Here is a 20,488-nt window from a genome sequence, read left to right as displayed (position 1 = left end):
GCCAAAGCCCGGCGGGGCGAACCAGCGGTGCGAGGGGGAGGTGAGGAGGGGGAGGAGCGCCGGTCAGACGACTCGGCGGGCCGCGAGAATCCGCGATTTCCAGGACGCGACGGTGGTGATCCGTACGACGTCACCGGTGTGCGGGGCGTGGACGATCAGGCCCTGTCCGATCGCCATCCCGACGTGTTCCGGTACGGCGGCCGTCCCCTCGGTGAAGAGGAGGTCGCCCGGCTTGAGGGCATCGACCGAGACGGCCTTGCCGTCCTTGACCTGCGTGTACGTGGTCCGCGTCAGGGTGACCCCGGCGGCCTTGTACGCGCCCTGCATCAGGGAGGAGCAGTCGCAGCGGCCCATCGGGTTCTTGCCGTGGGAGTCGGTGCAAGTGCCGCCCCACTGATACGGGGTGCCGAGCTGGCCGAGCGCCCACCGGATCGCCGTCTGCACCTTCGGCGGCGCGGAGGCGGGAATCTTGTACTCGTCCGGCAGCGCGCCCGCCGGGATGGTGCCGAAGTCCGTTCCATCGCCGTCCGCCGAACAACCGCCCGCGGAATCGGGAGAGGGGCTGCCGGTGTCGGCAGAGCCGGACGGCGACGGGCTCGGCGATGCACCGCCGGCCTTCTGCAGCAGGGGCTCGATGGCCTTCTGCAGGGCGGTGGCCAGCGGCTCCCACTTGGCGTACGCCTCCGGGAAGCCCGACTTCTGCACCGCCTGGGCGGCCTGGGCGACAGATAGGGACTGCCAGCCGGAGACCTTCTTGAGCCCCTCGTAGAACTTCGTCGAGGCGTGCACCGGGTCAAGGATCTGGCTGGCCGTGCCCCAGCCCATCGACGGCCGCTGCTGGAAGAGACCCAGCGAATCGCGGTCGCCGTAGGTCAGGTTCCGCAGGCCGCTCTCCTGCAGAGCGGTCGCCAGGGCGACGACCTGCCCTCGGGCGGGGATGTTCATCGCGACGCCCGTGGCCTGGATGGTCTTGGCGTTGGGCACCTGATCGGCAGGTGCGTCCAGGCCCGGCACGGAGACCGATCCCTTGTCGCCGCCGTCCAGGATGGCCTTCACCTGCTTGGCGACGGCGGAGGTGTCCACACCCTGTGCGCCGTCGGTCGAGCACGAGGCCGAGGCGGTCCCGGCACCGATGCCAAGGATCGGCAGTGCCAGCAGCAGTGGTCCGGTGGCGCACAGACCGACGAGTGCTCCGGTCGTCTTCTTCATCGCCGCCGCCGCTCAGTACGACTGCGGTGCCGACCAGGTGACGGAGGGGGGTCCGGGCGTGGGTGTGTCAGGGCATGCTGCATCGCAGCGGCTCCTCGGTGTTCGTAGGAGGCGCGGTGCCGACTTCTCGTGCAAAGCCGTCGGCACCGCGCCGATGTGTATCCGCCTCTCGGCGGGCCCGGGTCAGAGGAGTTGGTAGCTCCCGGACGCCGGTTTCAGGTCACGCGCGGCAGCCAGCCGCGCTCGTAATCTCAGGCAGTGCACAGGGCCTCCTCACGGCGCTCGCGGGCAGATGGGCAACATGCCTCCGACGCGGCTCGATTGGACGAGACGGCACGGATAAGCACAGCTCAACGGGGGTGGAGCAGCACTCCTTCCCGGTGGCACGGCGAGACAGTAGACCGGGATTCCGGCCGCACCAAACGACTGCCGTCCCGGGGGCCGAAGAGGGAGCAGCCTCGTTAGGTGCGGCCGGAATTCGCCGTTAACCTCCGCTGCAACCTCGCGCCGGATACACGCCGTTGAGCGCTGTCCGGAGCGGGTCCAGACTCCGCCGAGCCCGAAGAGAGGCCCTCCCTATGAGCTACACGCTGCACCGAGGCGATGCCCTGACCGTCCTGAAGTCCCTCCCGGACGAGAGCGTCCAGGCGGTGATCACCGACCCGCCGTACAACTCTGGGGGCCGCACCAGCTCCGATCGAACCGGCCGTACCGCCCGTGCCAAGTACGTCACGAGCAACTCGGCGCACGACCTCGCCAACTTCCCCGGCGAGAACCGCGACCAGCGCTCCTACCGCTCCTGGCTCACCGAACTGCTCACCGAGGCGTACCGGGCCTCGACCGAGCACGCGGTCGCGATGGTCTTCACCGACTGGCGACAGGAGCCGACCACCTCCGACGCACTGCAGATGGCGGGGTGGACCTGGAGTGGCACGATTCCGTGGATCAAGCCGTCCAGCCGGCCCCGCAAGGGCGGACCGAAGCAGGACTCGGAGTTCATCATCTGGGGCGTCAAGGGCTCCCTCGACAACACCCGCGACCTCTACCTGCCGGGCCACTACATCGCCTCCCAGCCCCGCAAGGGCCGGGTTCACATCACCCAGAAGCCAGTCGAGGTCATGCAGCAGCTCGTCCAGGTCTGCCCCGAGGGCGGCACCGTCCTCGACCCGTTCACCGGCAGCGGCTCCACCGGGGTCGCGGCCCTGCGCGAGGGACGCCGCTTCGTGGGCGTCGAGCTGTCCGCGCACTACGCCGACGTCGCCGAGGAGCGGCTGCGGGCCGAACTGACGAAGGACGACTTCGAGCTGGCCGGACCGGAGGCATGAGCGTGAGAGCGGAGAGGCCGGGGCCGGCGGCCCGCAGCCGCCCCTCCTGTTACGTCAGGCCGACTCGAACGCCCGCCGGATCAGCGGCGTCGCCTTCTCCAAGTCGGCTGCCGAGACGACGCGGACCTCCAGGTCGCCGGTCCCGAGGTGTCCGATGCCGCGCATGTCCCGGGTGAAGCCCTCCTCCAGCTCGACTGTGTCCGGGTCGAGCCTGAGGTACACCAGGATCGCCTCGTGCTTCGGACGGAAGATCACCGACGCCACGTTCACCAACCGCCGGTAGGCGATGTAGTGCCGCAGCGACGCCACCTCCACCTCGCCCCACGCCGTGAGCGCCTCGTCCAGCTCCGCGTACAGGTCCCGCAGGCACTCCGGCACCACCCCGCCACCCGAAGGAATCGCCGGAGCCGTCGGAACGCTGTCGACCACGGTTGCCCGCTCCCGGCCCCGGCGAGACGCGGCAGCGCTCGGGAAGCCGGTCACGGAGTCAACGAGTAGCAGCCCCAGCAGGCCACCGTCGAAGATCCGGTAGCGCACCAGGTCGATCCGCTCGGGCAACCTTTGCACGGCCACCCGGTCGTGGTGCGAGAAGCCGGCAGCGATGCAGATCATCCGCGGACGACGCCAGTCGACGGACTCGGCGGCCTCCGCGCCCAGCACCTTCCGCACGAGCGCCTCGAACTCGTGGTGCGCCGACTCGAGCCAGGACAGGTAGGACACCGCCTGAGATATCACTCCGCTGTCGGAGCCCTTCTTGAACTCGATCACCACCGGGCTGCCGTTCTCGTCCAACCCAATGGTGTCGATCCGCCCTCGGTGCCACGGACCGGTCGGATACTCCGACGCTAGGAAGCTGACGCCCAACATCTGCTGCAGGCCGGCCTCGACCCGGCGCTGCAACTCCACCTCCAGCGGCACCGTAGAACTGGACAGCTCGACATCCCGTCCGTCCGCGTCCCGTCGGAACATCATCAGCTCGGCCACCAGCACCCCTCCTGTGATCTCTGCAAGAAGACCAATCGAACGAACGCATTGCATATTCCATCTGCGGGCAGCTCGATCACTCAGCAAGGCGACGCTCAAGGGGTGTGCACATGCTGGGCTGGAAGGGGATGACGCTGTGGAAACCGATGCGCCGCTCAGCCTCCGCCGTGACGGCCCGAAGGTCGGCGTGCGGTCGTCACCGCTTGCGCACTGACCAGCCGGACCGATTGCCCGCCCGCGGTCTGAAGGACCTCGGAGACCCCGCCACCGGACCGGCCATCCGGCACCCATCTCTAGCCGAAACCGTCAAATCATCCTAAAGCGGATCAGGATTCACGCGGTGGATCGAGGCTGAGGGGAAGGTGTGCCGGTTACCAAGGGGGCAGCGAACCATCGTGAAACTGCGAGTTTCTCCCACGGAGGGCGTCCCTCACTGAGCTATCAAGGGGGCAATCGATCAGCCCGGCGCCTGCATGGCTCCTCCATCCGTCATGATGCTTGCATGGCCACCATCCAGTCAGCAGCAGAGATCATGCATCTGCTGGAGCCCCTCATGGGGCAGAAGATCTCCGTACTCCAGGTGCTTGGCATCAACTCGCTGAAGACGATGCTGCCGCCTCTAGAGGCGCTAGCGGGGGAGGTGGTGACAGCGGCGGACGTCGTCGATCGCACCCTCCGTGTCGACACGACGAGCCATGTCATCTCGTTCGATCTGCAGCGCACGGGTCGGGTTGTCCTGCTCGAGTCCGCGGAGCCCTATCGGTTCGTTGCTGGGGCCAATCGTCCTACAGCCCGTCTCCTGATGGCGGATGGGTCGGGCCTGGATCTGGTCGAACCAGCCAAAACCAAGCGGATCACGGTCACGATCGGGACCAGGCCGGCCTGACCTCTGCCGCACCAAGATGATCTACTTCCCAGGCCGCCTCGATGCAGCTACTCTCGGTGCAGGCATTTGAGCAAGTCATGGGAGTGGCGATGGGCCAGCAGACGCACCGGAAGGACGACCTCCTGGTCTCCTCCAACTTCATCCGTGCGATTCGGGAGTCAGGCTACGTCAGCCTCTCGACCGCCCTGGCGGAACTCGTCGACAACTCCCTCCAAGCTGAAGCGACCGAGGTCGCGATCACGGTTGTCCGAGCCAAGGCGGACGGTGATCCGGAGATCTGTGTCGAGGACAACGGCCGCGGGATGTCGCGTTCCGAGATCGAGGCGTGTCTCCGCTTCGGTGGCTCGTCACGCTTCGACGAGCGACGGTCGTTCGGTCGGTTCGGCATGGGGCTGCCTGCCGCATCGCTGAGCCAAGCTCGACGGATCGAGGTAACGGCCTGGCAGAACAACCGAAGTGCATATCAGGTCTTTTTGGATGTTGACGCGGTCGTTGCTGGTGCCCCAGTCGATCTTCGTGCCCGTCGCCTATCTGGCAGTACTGTGGGCTCGGGGTGCCGGGTGGTCTGGCTGAACTGCGACCGCATCGAGTATCGGCGCCTCGCCTGGCTTGAGCGGGCCTTGCGTCGTGACCTCGGACGTCTGTACCGCCGCTTCCTAAGCAGCGGCGGACTGACCTTGACCATCAATGGGAAGCGTGTCGACCCAATCGATCCCACGCTCCTCACGACCAAAGTCGAGGGCCGCAGCGCGCGGCTGGCCTTCGAGCCGATCCGGTACGAACTTGCCACCTCAGCGGGCAAGACGGCCTTCGTCTCCGTCCGGTTTGTGATGCTGCCGGTTCAGCACTGGCATCACCTAGACAACGTGACCAAACGACGCATGGGCATCGTCGGCGGGGCAGGCGTCTCCATCCTGCGTGCCGGCCGAGAGATCGCGAGTGGCTGGCATCTCATGGGGGCGAAGCGCAAGGAAAACTACGACGACTGGTGGCGATGTGAGATCGACTTCGATCCTGTCCTCGATGAGCACTTTGGAATCACGGTAAACAAGCAGGGGATCCGGCCGTCTCAAGAACTTCAGGAGGCCCTGGGGCCGGAGCTGGAATCGATCGCCCGGCTGTTGAATGCGCGCGTACGTCAGGCCTTCGAGGAGGTGAAGTTCCAGGCGGCAACAGAGACGTCCTGCCGCATAGCGGAGGCCGCGGACGCGGACCTGCCCGTGATCCGGTCGACCGGCAAGGGGTCGGGCGCCCTGAGCTACAGGATCGGGTCCGAGCAACTGCCGATCGAGACGATGTTCACCTCGGCCCTGAAGCGGCGCACGCTCGATGTCACGCTCAATATTGATCATCCGGCTTTCGCGGCATTGTACCGTCCCCTGCAGGCGCTGAGTGACGAGGCAGGGAAAGACCTGCGCACGGCTCTCGAACTGTTCCTCCTGTCCTTCGCCCGCACCACGACCCTCCTGGTCAGCGATGGTCACGACTGTGACGACCTCCTGAGACTATGGAGCAAAACCTACGGACGGATGCTCCAGAAGTCATGAAAGAAGAGGCCAAGCCCGTCACCCTCAGCCTCCCCGCCGACGCCTCCCGCCAGGAGACGCAGGCGTTCGCTCGCCTCTGCACCCTGCTGGCGAGCGCTCCGCTTGAATCCATGGGGGTGAACAGCCACGATCACTGGATCCAGGCAGCCAAGATCAAGAACCTGTATGAGCAGCCGCTGCTCGCGGCAGCTGCTTACACGGCCATCGATCTGGTAGATCAAGGCTGGACAATTCAGGCCGCTAAGCCCGGGCCCGTGTTCACACCCCCGCTGGCGAGCGGCGACCGGGAGACAGAGAAAGCCCGTGTCCAACGGCAGGAGCATCTGCGTCGAGATGAGCAGCTTAGGCAGAGCAGCGTTCGGCGCTTCGTCGAGAGGATGGAGCGCACGCACCAGCACGGCGACCGGCTGATCTCCATCTTCGACCTGATGCGCGACGGCCGGGAGCTGGCGGACGCACTACAGAGTGCCGGCGTGACCACGGAGGTCATCAGCCCGTACGTTCAGATCGTCGACTCCTCGACCTGCGAGCTGACAGGCTTCAAGCTGCACGACATCTGGCGATACTTCCGTCACACTTGGTCCAACGCTTATGCAACCGTGCCTGGCCGTTCAATGCCAATCCTGATCCGGGACGCAGCCACTGAGTGCCACGCTGTCATTGGACTGGCGGCCATCTCCAGTCCGGTTGTCCAGATTGCCGAGCGCGACCACTGGATGGGCTGGGAAACTGACCAATTTCTCGAGCAGGTGCGGGCGGCACCGACTGCCGATATCGCTCGCTGGCTTGCCCGACGAATCAAGACTCAGCAGGAAGAGATCTACGTTGACGATCTCCTCCGTGACGGGGTCCTTCAGCCGACCGACCTAGCGGCGCCCACCTCGGAAGTGATCGGCCAACTGCGGGCTGACGCAGAACGGCATCGTCAGCGGCACCACCAGGCCAGCACTATTCGCGAGGTCCGCAACATAGAGCGTGATGCGTGGGTGGATAGGGCCACAACGGACCTATTTCGCAGTAAGCGAGCAGCAGCGCTCGCCGAGACCTTGGAGGTCGTCACCCTCCTTGGGGCGTACCTCTCTCCCCCCACAGCCGAAGGACTTGCCAAAGCCTTCTCGGACTCGAAGGCGCGGGCACAGATGCGCCGCGTGGTCCGCCGTACACGAGGAGAGCGGGTCGGCACCGTGATCGCCGACCTCACCGTCTGTGGAGCCGTAGCACCCTATAACGCGCTGGTGGCGGGCAAGCTAGTAGGGGCCCTAGCCGTCTCACCGACAGTGCTGGCTGCTTACCGCAGCAAGTACGCACGCCCCAGTGAAATCGCCTCTGCGATGGCTGGCCGTCCGATCCTGCGCGAGCCGCGCCTCTCCTTCATCGGAACCACCTCGCTCTACGGTACTGGTTCGAGCCAGTACAACCGGTTGTTTTGGCCCGCCGAGGTTATGGGAGGAATGAGGGAAAACCGGATGGGATTCCATGAACTCGGGCGGTCGCGCTCCTTTGGAACCTCCCATTTCTCCAGTGAGACCGTCGAAGCACTTGTCCGGCTCTCAGCCCTGCGCGGATCACTCGTACGAGTCAACAATCTGTTCGGTGAAGGCGTCAGCCCCCGTCTGCGTAAGGTGAGGCTAGGAATCGCCGCACTTGGGTGGCCCGCCAACGACCTCCTCAGGCACGGACGTGAACGCATCCTCTACGGCGTTCCGTTGGTCGAAAACCTGCGGGACTACTCACTCGGCATCGACGAGAAACCGGAGTACCTACTTAATCCCGAACTGCCTGAGGCAGACGCCAGGGTTGCCGACTGGTGGTTCGAACGCTGGTGCCGGCGGAGGGTGGCACGCCAGGACGTCCTTGAGTCCATGCGCACCCACAGCCTGGTCCGGCCAGTCCGGCATGGTGCCCGGGTACCGTTGCCCGCCGGAAACGAGACGCTTCCGAACGACCAAGAGATGTTGCCCATCTTCACGTAGCGGGGGCCGCTCCTCTTGGGCGAGGGCGCGGTCATGTCCTGCGCGCCGCAGAGCGTCAGGTACGTCAGCGCAGCACGGCTGTGATGAGGTCAACGGCACGGTGGTCGCTTGCCTCATGGTCGACCCGGTGGACTCCAGCAGGGGGCTCCCGTGGCCGACCGCGATGAGGGCGGGAGTGCCACGGTGAGGCGGTTATACGGGTGTGACGAGCACATGCTGGTGCGGCGGGAGTTTGGACCGCCGGTCAGCTTCGCGGGTAACGATGAGCATCGTGACCGACTTGACCAGCGTGTGCGGGAGGTCGAGAACGGCAGGGGCCAGGGTCCAACAGAAGGCTCCTGCTTGTAAGTTGAGGCGTCGAACACACCCCTTGATGGGACGGAAGCCTCGAGCGTTGCGGTCCCGTCCCATCACACGGACGTCACCCGATCAGTGCCCACGCTGGAAGCGCTTTGACGGGCCCTTGTAAGGTTTCAGCCTCAAACGGCGCGGCCCCGCCTGTAAATGCTGCCCCTGTGCACGCAGAGCTAGAACTTGTCGGCCAACTCTCGCTTGTGCTCGATCGGCAGCCACTCAGGACGGAAGTCGGAATGGCCGGCATGCGCCGCAACGAGTTCGTACATGACCTCCCTCAGGACCTCCCCGAGTCGGGATTGTCCGTGCCCGAAAGGTGGCGCAGGAAGCTCGGATCGACCTCGATGCGGCCGGTCAGGCGCCAAGCACGGCGTTCGTAGGTCAGGTCTCCTGTCACGGTGAAGGGAAGTTGACGCTCATAGGCCATGATTGCCCAGTTGTGGTCCTCCCCCGTTAGCGGAACATGAACTCGCAAGGTCTTTCGGTTCACCTCCGCCGCGATAATAGCTGTCCCTGCCTCTTCACTATCGGGCATCGAGTCATCCCGTATGAGCGATTTAACGAGACCGGCGAGCCTTTCGCGCCGTACGGGCTCTTCCCTACGTACGAGTTGTTCCCGGACACGCGGAAGCTCGCCAATCGTGTCTCGGTCCAGCGTAATTGTCGCTAGGCCGACGTCTGGCCTTCGTTCAGCCGCTGCCCATTCGAAGGAGAAGTCGAGCGTGCGGAGGTGCTGTGGCTGAGACATCTCTTCGAGCGACTCCACTAGCCCCGCACTAAGGCCCAGGCTGCTCGGAGATGAAAGTGCCTCCTGATCCCAGGATTGTGTCAGACGTTTCGTGCTCTCGAGTCCTCTGGCCAGAGTTTCCATGACGTGCCGCGGGAAAACCATAGCGGGTTGCTCTTGGCCATCGATTGACTGCGGATCAGTTTCGCCTAGACGGGACACCACGGTAAACACAAAGCTGCCGCGCTTTGTGTGTCCCAGCCTTACATCCTCTTCCATATACTCGTTAACCGGAGCTGGCCTCCTGCCCTTATGTGGATGGTGTGGGTCCGCGGCTGTAGTTGCAGCTGACTTCATCAACTTGAGAATCGCTTGCATCGTCTTTTCAGCCTGCTGAAAAGGAATCGTGCCATCGATCATTTCCTGATCGAGACGCACGAAGAATAGGTCCGCACGTGTGGCGATGATGCGGTCTAGTAGTTGCTCGGCGTCCCAGTCGTGAATATGGCCAAGCGACTCCAACGCGTCCACGAAGCGCGGTGTGAAGTCGGCGAAATCTGTGGCTAGCGGAACCATGACACGCGGCGCGGTGGCCAACGAGGTTGACCGATAGCGCCATACCTCGCGAACTTCTGGCTGCTTCTGTTCCAGTTCCCAGTCGTGATAAGCCAGAAACTGGGAGACCGCGGAAGGGGTCAGCGTGGATGCAATCTCACGGTAGCTGTTAAACGCGGATCGGTTCACCTCAGGCCCCTCTCTGCTTCGCCGATCGACTTCATGATGCCTAGAAGTTGCTCCCCCGTGAAGAGGTTCTGACGAGGTAGATGAACCGTGTGGTGCTCACCGATCGGGCCGTCGTGTCTCAGGTTATCCGCGGACTCCCAAAACATACGGCTTCGTGTGTACAGGCCGTATTCATTCGTGTGCAGCCATGGCTCTGGCTCGCGCGGGATGAGAAGCACGCCAAGGTAGGCAGGAATGAATCGCTTCGTGCGAGTTAGCTTCCGGAACGGCTTTGCCTTCATCTTCCACGTCATGCTGTCATCTTTAAGTAGGCTCTCTTGGTAGGTGCACTTCAGCTGAAGCTCGAATTGCGGTCCATAGTAGCCGTGATATTCTGTTGAAGAAACGACCGTGATATCAACGCCCTCGTAATCGGTCTCGTGAGTTTTTATGGAGCATCCCACCGCGTAAGAGATCATTCGCGTGTACGACACGCTGAAGTGTTCCTGTAGTGCGGTGATGGGAACCTGGCCCTCTGCCAAGTCATGCTCGCCCATCTTTTCCTCAGTGCTGTCTTCGGCCACAGTTCCCCACTGGGTATGACTTAATCGTTTGCCGGAACTAAGGGCTGTCCCGTAGCCCCGGGTGGGTCAAGGGCGCGGCGTCAGATGCGGTGCATCGCAAGGCGCCGGAGCGCCCTCGTCGCGGAGCGATCGGGCGTTTCGGCAACGCGGCGAGGTGCCGTAGCTGTCGTCGCACGCCCGCGAGGGGTTACGGGACAGTCCTTAGTCTCGAGCAAGAGAGTGACGTGCGGGATTATTTAGGTCCTAGCCCGTGCTAATTACACCTTTCGTCTTGCGGGGCGTCGCTAGGTGCCGCCATGGTTCCAGCAGCGGGCGACGGCCCACGTAGCGGTACACGGGCCGTCGCCCCATGGGGTGCCTTCCCTTAACCTGCGAGCAGGAAAAGACAATGGGAACTAACTTGGCCGGCCCCGGAATTCTGTGCCAGCCGGTCTAATCGACCAGTGCCTGCAGAATCGCCCCGTGTACCTGACCGCTTACGGTGCATCGAATCCTGTTCTGGCTCATGCCAGAGCCTGCAGAACAGTCTGCGTCGCGAACGGCAGGTTCTGGGAAATCACCAGGTCGTCGACCAAGTGAACCGAAACGCCACTTCGCTTGGCACTGTCGTGGGCACGCCGCAGTTGCTCGTTCGGTGCTACGCCCGGTGTTAGCGGGCTGTGCACACCGATGATCCATTCGCGGCCACCCTGCCTTGCCAGAATCGGAGCGGTGACTGGCCCTACGCCCTCAACGTCGATTTTGGCACCTCTCTCGAACGAGATGCCGAGCTCTCGGCTGTCCAGATCCTCGAAGAGGATGTCGGCCGAGCGGGCAAGCCGTGCCTCGGCAAGAGCCGGTGGCGTGTCGTTCATCAGGTAGCGCAGGAGACTGGCCCCGACGTGGCGATCAAGGAGGTTGTGTTCGAACCGGTTGCGGAAGCTGCGCAGACAGCGATAGCAGGACTCATCGCAGTTGGCTGGGCACTCTTCGAGAAGTTCCAACGTCCGCTTGAAGATTTCTACACCGTGGTCGTTGACACGACGAGTGAAGCCTGCACCGCCAGCGAGGGTGTCGTACATGTAGATGTCGGCTTCCCGACCTTCACCACCAAGGGGCGTCAGTGCAGGACGGTATTCTGCTTGCAACTCCGAGGTCTCGATGCCGAGCTTCCGTGTCGCAGCAATCGTCAGGGCCTCAGCAATTGTGCGCAGCGCGATGTGCGTCGATAGGTAGGCCGGATCGAGGGTGATGGGCGCATCCACCTTCAGACGCACCAGGAGCACGTCGGAGATGAAGTCCGTACCCAGCACCAGACCGCGGGTCGAACGCGACCCGGGACAGTTCGGCTCCTTATCGTCGGGGTAGGGCTTCTTGTGTGTCCCATTGACCACGCCTGTGGCCGACGCTGTCGGCTCGATGAGACCGCACAGCGTGCAGTAGGTGTACCCCTCGTTGCGGGGACCGGTGTTCGTAACTAGCAGCGTCTCGCGGTGATAGGTCTGCTCTAGCCGGTCCGTGTCTGTGACGCGTTGCCAGGCGCTCTCCTCGGTCGGTCCGGACGCCATGAGCTTGGCTCGTGTGGCGTAACTGCGGGCCGGCGCCTTGTCTGCACTGGTGCCGGGGTCCTTCTTGGCCGGGTGCGCGAACCCTGGCGGGCGCATCCAGTTTTTGGCCTTGCCGAACTTTCCGTCGGCTCGACAGGCCGGGCAGTCACGTTCATCCCCGGGCGCGGCCTCGCCGTATGAGTAGTAGTTCGCGTAATGGCACACTTGGCACTCGAAGTAGAGCAGCCTTTCCTTCCAAGCTTGGTGGCGCGTCTCCTGGACTGGTGCATAGATCGCCTCGGAGGTCCACTCCTTGTTGTCGATCCACACCACCTTGCCCGGGGCGTACTGGCTGAGCGCTACCGCAAGACCCTGACTGGGCGCGTAGTGGAACTCAGGCCTGAAGCGAGTAGATCGATCGAGATCGAAAACGTGGAATGAAACGACATCCGTTGGGAACGCGTAACGCGGTAGTACTCCCTTGTACAGGAGTCGATCGAGCAGGTTCTTTTGGGTCCGCCGGGCATCCGGCGCCTCCGCACCCTCGCTCGGATCCTCCTTGCCAGACTCCGATGATGTGTCACTCGTGGAAGCAGTCACGGGGTTTCCGCTGGCATCGAGGTCAAGAGCCTTGTCGATCTCGTCGAGTGTCCTTGTGACGAAGTCCTCGAGGACGGACCGGAGGCCGTCTTGGCCGAGCTCATCGGGGAGCCATGCCGCAATGTCTTGGCGAAGAGTCGTCTCATTGACGCCCAGCCATTCTTCCAGGTCGACCCTGTTCAGTGGAGAGGATGATCCGGTGAACTCCGCAATCGTTCCCAGTACCTCGAAAAGCTGCGGCTGCGCGTCTGGGGCGATGTCAGGAAGGCGATCCTGGTGGTAACGCTGCAGTAGATACGCGATCACGTGACGGCGTGTAATCTCGTCGTTGTCCATCGTCAGTACCGGGTCGTCAACTTCACCGCGGATCATCAGTTCCGGCTGGCGGAAGTAATGATCATCGTGGGTGTCGGCACTGCCAAAGGCCAGCACGGTGGCGACTGCGTTGCCCCGCCGACCAGCTCGCCCTGCACGTTGCTGATAGTTAGCCCGCGAGGGTGGCATGTTGCGCAGGGCGACACCGGACAGGTTCCCGATGTCGATGCCTACTTCCATAGTGGTCGTGCACGACAGGACATCGATGGCGGCGGGTTTTTTCCGGTCTCCGGATCCGGGCAAACCGAGGTCGACGTCTTGGAAAAGCAGCTCGTGCTCTTCTGCCTTGGAGAAGACGGCGTCTGACTGATCCGCGGCATTGAGCTGCGCCGTATGCTCGGCAGCGATGATGCTCATCGGAGGCTCGGAAGAGTCCCGCAGAGCCCGTGCGGCGCTAGCGCGGTAGTACCCCTTGCGAGCCTGGAAGACTGGGTCCGTATCAGGGTCTAGGACACGAACTTTCTCGTCTCGGCAGTTGATACACCGAGAAGAACCGGGGAACGGCCGCTGAGTGAAACGACAGCGCTCACAATAGCCCCAAGTCGTTTCGAGGTCCAGGTACACCTTTGAGGCAGACAGGCGGAACTTCCCAGCCACAGCATCGCAGAATTCTTGAAGCAGTTTGGGCAGCCATGTGTCGCTGAACTGTTTCTTCGCTGCCTTAGTTTCGAGCCACTGGCCAATCGTGTTGAACTTCCCTGTGTGCGGACGAACGCCGCCGTCCGTCATCCACCAGTCTCCATCAGTCATCGACGGGAACCAGATGCCGGGCGTAGTCCACTGCATGAGCCACATCCGCATGAGAGCCAGCTTGGACTCGTCACTTGTGGCGACACCCTCGATGTCGGGGAGCAGCCCGAGCAGATCGGCAGTCCTGGCTCGCGGCTCGCGTAGGGACGCGAGGCCGAGAGACGCAAGCCCGAAGTATTTGTTAGTGAGTGTCGTGTACATCGTCCGCATCAGCGCATGCGGTGGCGAGTCGGTGATGCCGAACAACTGCATTAGCTCGCCAAAGTTTCCTGCAAGCGCGCCCTTCTCGATAGCTGTTTCAACTCGGTCCAGTACGTGAAGTGACTCAGAGGGGCGAAGTTCAGGGCGAAGCCGGACCGAAAGCTGGCGGGATCCAACCATGGCTGCCAAATACAGTTGGTTCAGGGACAGCATGGGCTCGAGCGTTGTATTCTCCAGCTCTTGCCACCCGCGCAGAATCAGGGGTCGCATGGCGTCGCGCATGGAATAGCTCTGCAGGTTTGGAGCGAGCTTGGCGGCAACCTGCCGGGAGTCGGAGAAAGCGAGCACCTTACGCCCACGCAACGGTGCGAAGTCGGTGTTTGGTTGCGCGCCGGGTGGCTGCACCTCAAGCTGACGGGTCACCAAGGCTTGGAACGGTTGGTCACCCTTCGTCTGGTGATCTTGCACTGACGAGCGGCCGTAGCCGGCGCGCTGACCGCAGACACCGCAGGGCTTGAACTCGCCGTCCGCTTCGGTCTCGTCGCCGTCCTCTTCGCCCTTGATTACTTCCCCGCTCCGAAGACGAGGAAGGAATACGCTTCGGACCCGACGATCGATTACCTTCTCCGGGTTGAGCCTGCCGGTGACCAGGTCGAGGTCGGCGATCTCGACGTTCTTCTCGTAGGGCTCCTCGAGGAGGAGGTCCAGGGGCTGGAGTTCGGGAATGGAGCCGGACGCGGACTGGAAGGCTCCTCCCGGCTCATTCCACAGGTGAGACGGGTTGGAGAGGTCGTCGGTATACGCCCGTGCATAGGAGGAGCCGCAATGCCGGCATGTGTACAGCTCAAAGACCCTGGCGCCGCAGTCACAGGTCGCTCGGGGCTGGGCATGAAGCTGGCCCACTGGCCCCGGCTCCGGGTAAGCCTCCCGGTCGACCTCCGGGCAGTCGGCGTCGAGGCATGCCCACAGCCCGGGTAGCCCACGGAAGAACGCATGCACACGGCACGGCAGCAGCCCTGCACCATCCGCCGACCGCCGGGCTGCACTACCGAGCGCGACCAGAGCAGAAACGGCCTTATCCGCGAGCTTCTGGTCCACACCCGGGAAGATGAAGGTGCCCAAGTCACTGACGGGCTGAGCCTGCTTCATAGTCTCGTTGACGAGGAGACCCATCGGACCGAAGGCGTCGAGCGCTTCGTGTAGCAGCTCGCCGACCGGGACAGCCGGTCTTGGGCTCACTCCGCAGTAGTCCAGCAGGGATTGAACCGCAGCGATGCGGGCCTCGTCCCCAGCACCTTCATAGAACTCGTGCATCGGTACGGCGGCCAGAGCCTGTGCGTCCTGCAGGCTGCCTGCGCTGGCGCCCGGGCGAAGGGACAGCTTGCCTTCCACGCTCTTGAAGCCAGCCTCGGACTTGCCGCTCAACTGCGCGGCGAACTGGCGCGCATACTGGGGGGTCGTGAAGCTGGCACTTGTGCAGATCACCTGCAACTGGCTCGCCGGGATACCGAGCCTCGCGCGTAGACGACGAAGGAGGAGTGCCACCTCGGCGCCGGCGGCTCCCCGGTACATGTGAGCTTCATCGATGATCAGAAGAAACTTCTCGTCGGGATTGTTCGCCAACCAGTCCCGCGTTGCATCAAAGACCGGCCGCTCGAGCGGACGCATCATCATGTACTCGAGCATCGAATAGTTAGTGATTAGAACGTCTGGGGGCTCCGCCAGCACCTCGTGGCGGGTCAGTAGCTCCGAATCTTCGGGGCGGGTGATGGCACGGATGAACTCACCGGCCTGGTTCTGCCACCGGGCTCCGCTCCTGCCGTACCACGCCTTCAAATCCGGCTTAGCCGGCCACTTCCCACGTGACTCCAGTGCCTTGATGAGAGCATCTGCTTCGTCGCGCTGCGGCGAGGAGGCGTCGTTCGCCAGATCGATCAAGTTGATGTAGAAGTCCTCGATGGCGTGAAGACGCTCCTTGTCTTTCTTGACGTTGCGTACGCCGGGATACAGCGTCCGGCTGGTATAACGGGCGAAGCGCGCCGGGCGGCCGGCCCACTCGTGGAACCTGGCAGTGACACGAGGATCGCTCAGCAGGAGCCGAAGACGGCCCAACTGGTCGTTCACTAGCGCATTCATCGGGTAGAGGATCAGAGACCTGACAGCAGGGACCTTGAAGGACTCCGGCTTGTGTGCGGCCTCTGCTGCGAGTTTGGCCAGCATCGGCAGAAGGAACGACTCGGTCTTCCCTGAACCTGTGCCGGTTGTGATGGCTAGGCTCCGGCCATCGCGTGCAGTCCACTCGAGTGCCTCAGCCTGGTGGGTGTAGGGCGGGTCGTACAGCAGGCGTTTCGAACCGGCCGTATCCGTCGACAGAGCGCCGAGGAGCTCCCGCACGGTGTCGTCGAGGTCCAGATCATCGAAGTGGCGGTCGGTCTGGTACCGAGGAGTGCTTTCGATGAAGGGAGCTTGGAACAGCACTCCCTCTTGCTCGAGCAGTGCACGACGCTGGTCGAGCACAGTGCGATGCCCGATATGATACGTCGCTTCGATGTAGTCCCGCAGGGCCGTCTGGATCTTGCTGATCGTCTCCGCGATCGTTGGCGCTTCCACTGTCACGCCACCCCTCCCTCTTCGCTGACATGCATCCATAGCATGTCAGCGAAAAACACCGACAAGTTGTCAACCGCCAACTTCGGTACGCGGTAAGAGATGAGCGCACCCTTTGCCCGTGAGATGGGAGTCCCCACGAGCTCGAGGTAGCGCTGTGCCCACCTGGGGACGGGGCCGAAGAGATCCAGACGTCTCTCGCCCGGGGCGCCGGACGCGGGGCTTACTCGCATGGCTTGCGGTGTGCCTGCCAGGGCGTCGATGGCCGCCTGGGTGCGCCAGGCCTCGTCGCAGCCTGCCGCGGTGAGGTCATCAGCCGGAAGGTCCACCAGTGCGCGAGGGAACCCGTGTTCCGCACGCACGAAGCACCACAAGTCGGCACCGTAAGCTTGCGGCCGGCGGGCAACGAAGTCTCCCGAGTCACGGGGTTCGAGCGGCCGCCAGCGGCCTCGGTAGTAGAGGACTGATGCCGTCGGGTCGAGGATCGTGAGACCGCCTATCTGGCCGGACTCGCCGACTCGGTCCAGGCGCTGACGCATCACGTCGACCACCGCAGCTGCCTGCTCGACCCTAGGCCGCTTGAACCAGTGATCGCGAGGCAGAACGTGCAGGCCAGCGGCACGCAAGCGGGCCGGAGCGAGCTGAGCGTCGAGCCTGAGGGACCGGGTGTGACCTTCGTTCTGCACTTCTGCGCTCAGCGACTCGTTTACAAGCGGTTTGCCGTTGGGCCGCACACCGAGCAATAGATATTGTCCGGGGGCCTTCTCCACGAATGAGGGTGGGGCCAGGTATATCTGGCGGCTTATGCGATCCGGTTGAGCAGGAAGCTCGATCAGGTCACCGATCGATACCAAGAGGTCCAGGTACGTCGCTACCTGTTGTCGTGTAACCAGGGATGCTTCGTCCAGTGGGCTGAGAGCCTCAAGAACTGCGTCTACGAGTCGGCGCGGAGGTGCCGGGCAAAGAAAGGACGCCGCACGGCGAAGCAGAGCGGAGAGCGCCTCTGCAGAAAACGCGTCAGTTGTTGTCTCATCCAGCCAGAGTGAACGAACTGTGAGTTCTGCGGCCTCCTGTTTTCCGAGCACTGTTACCTTCACTGGAAACCTCCGATCATCGTCGAACGTTCTGAGCCCTCATGAAGGTCCTCAATACCCAAGATTGCGAATCGAGCCGCTCGGATAAGTACGGGGGACACCAGCACGCATGTCAGCATCCTGTCGAGCTCGGTGCTGTCCCCACCGTCCAGGGAGCCGGGTCGGCTTGCAAGAAGCAGTAGAAAGTCCGCTGCGTCACGCGGGTTCCCGATACCAGTGCTAGCGGTAATGGGGGCGATTGCCTCGCCCAAACCTTCCCGCAATGCAGACAGGGACTTCGACCACTGCCAGAGATGTCTGGCGATGTAACGAGCCACATCACGCTGTGCCTGCGAATCTCCTACAAGCTGCTGCATCTCATCCAGCATGTCCGGTCTCCTCGGCGCACTGAGGCGACCTCGTCGGCGTTCCAAGTTGGCCCATCTACTCCCGGCCATGAGTGACGCGAGGGCCGTTGTGATCGCGTCGAGCACCAGTTTTCGCTGATGGTGGGAGAAGGGATCGGCCGACAGGTCGGCGTCCTGCCAATAATGGTAATTACGTATCAGTTTGAGCGCTTCGGGCAGCGGGGCGCCTGTGCAGCGGATAATTGGCTGAGTACCCGCTCTCTGGCGCAGCCAATTGGGGTCAGGTGGCAGGATGATGGCTGCGGTCGCATTGTCGGAAACGGCTCGGAGCATGCCGCCACCTACGGGGACGTCAACCGGTTTCCAGGCATCTCTCTGCTCGCCGACCAGTGGATTCTCCACAGAATATAGGAGTACTTGCGTTTCATTACGGCCTGTACGGTCAATCAAGCGTACTGTGTGCCTGTCATTGCGCTGCTTTGTTGGTACCCAGCGAAGGGGGTAAAATCCGCGTTCGCATACAAGGGATGCGAAGCCTACCCCGCTTCGGGAGACTGATACTTCACATGACTCAGCGATACTGTAGACGCTTTGCAGTTTCCCTTTGCCCGTGCGGAATTCCTGAGCCGCCAGTTTCGTCCATGCACTGTCGGTGAAAGGGAACGAAATAGTATGGCGCAGGTGCATTAGTTCCTTACCGGCGTCGTCACGCAGTACGACAGTCAGCTCGGCCTTAGTGCCGGCTGGGCCGTCTGCCGATAGACTTGCCCGGCCATCCCATATCTCGGTTAGCTTTGGACGGGCTGGAGTGGCATACAGGCGGATGCCTGATCCCTCTGTGTGGTCTTCCAAGTTCGAATGAGGATCGCGAATGGTGGCAGCAAGTGACCCGCTTGCGAATGACCCGCCTGCATCTCCGGACAGTAGTGCAACGTGCACCTCGTGTGTACCTACGGAGAGTCCCTCTAGAGCGAAAATCAGTGACTGACTGCCTTTTGGCCATTCGAGCGGAAAAGGTGAACCGCCGTCTACTCGCACTGAACATCTCTCTGTCACATGAGTGGACGTCACCGCTAGAAGTGCTGGATCCCCAGCCATCCACTCGGCGGATCCGTCGCCATCCCACGAAGCTGGAACAACGCCTACAGGGTGGATGGAAACGTTCGACACCGCCGACAGCCCGGTTGCCGCAAGCTGGGTTATCTCCACGTCATTTAGGGTTTGGGGCACCTTCACATCGAAAGCGTTCACTTCATCGGCGTGGACAACGGATGGAGATATCCACGGAAGTGCCGGGGGAGATATGCCGGTGCGGCCGACCAAGCAGTATTCATGACCTGGCCGGACGAGGCCGCCCTTTATTTCGACAGCTAGTCCGCCGGGCTGTTTCCGGAAGAGCCACCATGGTCCCTTAGTGATGGCGCAACGTTCGGCTATCAACTCATTGACATGCCTGGATCCTTGCTCCAATTGGATAATGGGGGTGCCTGGCCGGGGCCACGCGGTCAGCAGCACTCTGCCTGGGTACAAGAGCTTTCCGCGAGGAAGTGGCTGACGGCGTCCTTCAATCTTCGGGCGTAGTCTCCGCAGCTCCTCGCTTATCTGGTCATTTTCCGCTTGTAGAGTCGTGAGGTCGGGTAGCTCCAAGCAGGGACGCCATCCGCCTCCCTCTTGTTGCAAAAGAAGTCGCGGATGCGATGCAGTAGAGGTGTACTGCCCTTGGCGCTCTTTCCCTGAGCTGGTATTCGTCGGAAGGAAACCGGCAGAGCGCACTGTGTGCGCTGAATTTATTGCCTGATCCAGCCAGTCCCTCGACTCGTGTTCCTTCGATAGGGCGTCAACCAGGCGGGCGAGCGTTGATTGCACCAGGTACGGGGATCCCTCGTCGTCGCCTGACAGTAGCGCTGCGGCGATATGTCCGAGCAGGATCTGATTCGAGCAGAACTTTTGGAAGCGGTCGCTGTACCCGCCCGTGCGCGCTGCCAGGCAGGAGCCCAGTTTGTGCGGATCATTCAGCATGGATGACGTAAGTATGGCACGCGCTTCGTAAAGGAGTTGTGCCATTTGGCGCTGCAGATCGGCTGGCATGATGGCATGCGTGATAGGCCATGCGATGATGCTGAAGTTCGAGGCAAAGGCTCCCCTGGGTTCGATTCCTCCATATTCAGCTGCGAACCGTTCGAACCATTGTTTAATATGTCTGCGATTATCGTAAATCTTCCATTGTGGGCCGCGCTCCCATCCTGATGTCTCTTGAGAGAACAGGGGCCAGTACTCGTCTCCGGTATAGAGGTATCCGATTTCGGCGGCATATACTACGAAGGGCAGCCACCAGGTGCGGTGCCGAATATCGAATCCTTCTGTGACGGCCCCGCGCACCGTGGTCGAAAGTAGATCCAGGTCGTTCTGGCTGAGATCATGCTCCAGAGCAAATACGGGGGCCGCTGGCTGCAGCGCCTGGCGATGTGCGTGAAGGGTTCGAAAATGCTCATCGAGGTATTCGTGTAGATGCTTGAGCATTTCGATCGAACCGCCAGGCGTCTTTGCCATGCTCGGTCTCCCTCCCCTGGGTCCCGCCTTGCACTAGACACAGTCTGGAGCAAGCCAACGACACTCCGTACGTCGATCTCTTTGAGAGTGCCCACCGATCGGGTGACCGGCCGGCGTTCCGCAAAG

11 protein-coding genes and 1 pseudogene are annotated in these 20,488 nt (G+C 62.7%); 4 read left to right on the top strand and 8 right to left on the bottom strand.

The annotated features are described in order from the left end of the window. Positions 1-63: 63 nt before the first annotated feature. On the bottom strand, positions 64-1,209 hold the full coding sequence (locus OG609_RS08795) for a C40 family peptidase (protein ID WP_327272300.1): 1,146 nt from the start codon (positions 1,207-1,209) through the stop codon (positions 64-66). Positions 1,210-1,787: 578 nt separating this feature from the next. Between OG609_RS08795 and OG609_RS08790 the strand changes: the two genes are divergently transcribed. Further along, on the top strand, positions 1,788-2,534 hold the full coding sequence (locus OG609_RS08790) for a DNA-methyltransferase (RefSeq protein ID WP_047471334.1): 747 nt from the start codon (positions 1,788-1,790) through the stop codon (positions 2,532-2,534). A 54-nt stretch (positions 2,535-2,588) separates the two neighbouring features. Here the strand turns inward: OG609_RS08790 and OG609_RS08785 are convergent, their stop codons facing one another. Continuing rightward, on the bottom strand, positions 2,589-3,518 hold the full coding sequence (locus tag OG609_RS08785) for a DUF5655 domain-containing protein (RefSeq protein WP_327272299.1): 930 nt from the start codon (positions 3,516-3,518) through the stop codon (positions 2,589-2,591). Positions 3,519-4,020: 502 nt separating this feature from the next. On the opposite strand from OG609_RS08785, the gene OG609_RS08780 reads away from it, so the two are divergent. From OG609_RS08780 to OG609_RS08770, 3 genes are all read left to right on the top strand, one after another. After that, positions 4,021-4,404 (top strand): hypothetical protein, encoded by a 384-nt coding sequence (locus OG609_RS08780; RefSeq protein WP_327272298.1) that lies wholly within the window; start codon positions 4,021-4,023, stop codon positions 4,402-4,404. A gap of 89 nt (positions 4,405-4,493) precedes the next feature. Continuing rightward, positions 4,494-5,951 (top strand): ATP-binding protein, encoded by a 1,458-nt coding sequence (locus OG609_RS08775; RefSeq protein WP_129266099.1) that lies wholly within the window; start codon positions 4,494-4,496, stop codon positions 5,949-5,951. Then, positions 5,948-7,924: a Druantia anti-phage system protein DruA gene (locus OG609_RS08770; RefSeq protein WP_327272297.1), complete on the top strand. Its 1,977-nt coding sequence runs from the start codon at positions 5,948-5,950 to the stop codon at positions 7,922-7,924. Before OG609_RS08775 ends, OG609_RS08770 begins: the two co-directional genes overlap by 4 nt. Before the next feature lie 195 nt (positions 7,925-8,119). On the opposite strand, the pseudogene OG609_RS08765 reads toward OG609_RS08770, so the two are convergent. From OG609_RS08765 to OG609_RS08740, 6 genes and pseudogenes are all read right to left on the bottom strand, one after another. Continuing rightward, positions 8,120-8,245, bottom strand: a pseudogene (locus tag OG609_RS08765) (IS5/IS1182 family transposase); the annotation flags it as partial. Positions 8,246-8,555: 310 nt separating this feature from the next. After that, the gene (locus OG609_RS08760) at positions 8,556-9,749 is read right to left on the bottom strand and encodes a hypothetical protein (protein WP_327272296.1); all 1,194 of its coding nucleotides are present in this window, start codon (positions 9,747-9,749) and stop codon (positions 8,556-8,558) included. Then, a complete protein-coding gene (locus OG609_RS08755; RefSeq protein ID WP_327272295.1) occupies positions 9,746-10,312 on the bottom strand; it encodes a DUF4365 domain-containing protein in 567 nt (188 codons plus the stop codon). The genes OG609_RS08760 and OG609_RS08755 overlap by 4 nt, the downstream gene beginning before the upstream one ends. A gap of 503 nt (positions 10,313-10,815) precedes the next feature. Further along, positions 10,816-16,380 carry a DEAD/DEAH box helicase gene (locus OG609_RS08750; RefSeq protein WP_327272294.1) on the bottom strand — a complete coding sequence of 1,855 codons (5,565 nt, stop codon included), beginning with the start codon at positions 16,378-16,380 and terminating at the stop codon, positions 10,816-10,818. After that, positions 16,377-17,468, bottom strand: coding sequence for a hypothetical protein (locus tag OG609_RS08745; RefSeq protein ID WP_327272293.1), 1,092 nt, complete (start codon positions 17,466-17,468; stop codon positions 16,377-16,379). The genes OG609_RS08750 and OG609_RS08745 overlap by 4 nt, the downstream gene beginning before the upstream one ends. Then, complete coding sequence (locus OG609_RS08740) at positions 17,465-20,362, bottom strand: hypothetical protein (protein WP_327272292.1); 2,898 nt, start codon at positions 20,360-20,362, stop codon at positions 17,465-17,467. Before OG609_RS08740 ends, OG609_RS08745 begins: the two co-directional genes overlap by 4 nt. Positions 20,363-20,488: the final 126 nt, after the last annotated feature.

The sequence above is a fragment of the Streptomyces sp. NBC_01224 genome (genome assembly GCF_036002945.1).
GTDB lineage: Bacteria > Actinomycetota > Actinomycetes > Streptomycetales > Streptomycetaceae > Streptomyces.
Note: the sequence above shows the minus strand (reverse complement) of the source record. Positions and strands in the feature narration are given on the sequence as shown.